We start from the raw sequence: 1347 nt of genomic DNA, 5'->3' as shown, positions 1-1347 counted from the left end.
ATGCAGGCGGTGCTGTCCCTGATTGAACAGCACCGGCAGAAATGGGCGTTGCCGGCCGAAGTACGGATTGTCGTAAGCTATGAGGCCGGCCAGGACGCGTTCTGGATCTATCGTGCCTTGCAGGCTCGCGGGATCGAATGTTATGTCGTCGATCCCGCGAGCATCCCTGTTGAACGCCAGAAGCGGCGCGCCAAGACGGACCGGCTGGATGTAATCAGGCTGGTCATCAACCTGCGTGCGTGGCTGCATGGTGAACGCGATCGCATGCGTGCGATCCGTGTGCCGTCGCTGCAGGATGAGGCGTCGCGCCACGTGATACGCGACCGTGGGCAACTGCAAAAGGAAGTCCTGCAACACCGGGATCGCATGCGCAAGCTACTGGTCACGCTCGGTTGCTGGGGTGAAGTCGACAGCCGGAAGTTCGCCGAACGTCTGGCACGCGGTGACGTACGGTGCCATGACGGTACGCCACTGCCACTGGAACTGCAGCAACGGCTGCTGCGCGAATGCGAACGACTGGCGCTCGTCGAACAGCAACTGGCGACACTGGAGAAGGCACGGCTCGAGAGTCTGCCCGAGTCCGCGCGCGAGCGAATCGATCGCCTCACGCGCCTGAGCGGCATAGGGGCGGTTGGCGGCTCGCGACTGGCACTGGAACTGTTCTGGCGGCAGTTCAGCAACCGCCGGCAGGTCGGTGCGTGCGTGGGTCTCGCCCCTCAGCCTTATGACAGTGGTGAGAGCCAAGTCGACCAGGGCATCAGCAAGCAGGGTAACCGGCGAGTGCGGGCACTGCTGATCGAGATGGCATGGTCCTGGATCCGTTACCAGCCGGAGAGCGTCCTGACGCATTGGTTCTCGCAACGAACATCAGGCACCGGTCCCAATCGCCGCGCGCGACGGATCGCAATCGTTGCGGTCGCACGACGTCTGGTGATTGCGCTATGGCGATACCTGAAGGACGGAGTGATTCCAGAAGGAGCACGGTTGAAAGCGGCATAAGATACCAAAGTTCAGTACCGCGAATGATGAGTAGGTGATGCAGAAGGAAGCGAATACAGTCTGAAGTGAACATGCCCGTCAAAGTTCCAGGTTGCTGAATGCAACCGATTCGTTAGATGGGGCATGTTCCCGAAGTTTAATACGGCGTAACGCGCATGCAGGATGAGGCTGGAGTCACACCAGCGGATAGAAGGTGGTGAGACGTCAAGTCTCACGAGCGCTAGAACCGGCTTCAGACCATCGCGGCTAACTGGCAATACAAACCGTTCATTCTGTGATGCAGCGGAAGGACTTACACGTCGGTCGAGAGGTTAGCTCGATAAGGGCTTGACAAACGACTGCTCATAG

General features: G+C 59.6%; 1 protein-coding gene. It reads left to right on the top strand.

The window, feature by feature from the left end:
* Window positions 1-999 (top strand): IS110 family RNA-guided transposase (locus BMI01S_RS37540; RefSeq protein WP_042293488.1); only part of this gene is annotated, 999 nt, incomplete at its 5' end.
* Window positions 1000-1347: the final 348 nt, after the last annotated feature.

This window comes from Paraburkholderia mimosarum LMG 23256 = NBRC 106338 (assembly GCF_000739815.1).
Taxonomy (GTDB): Bacteria; Pseudomonadota; Gammaproteobacteria; order Burkholderiales; family Burkholderiaceae; genus Paraburkholderia; species Paraburkholderia mimosarum.
The sequence above is the reverse complement of the archived record's forward strand: the minus strand, read 5'-3'. Positions and strand labels throughout refer to the sequence as shown.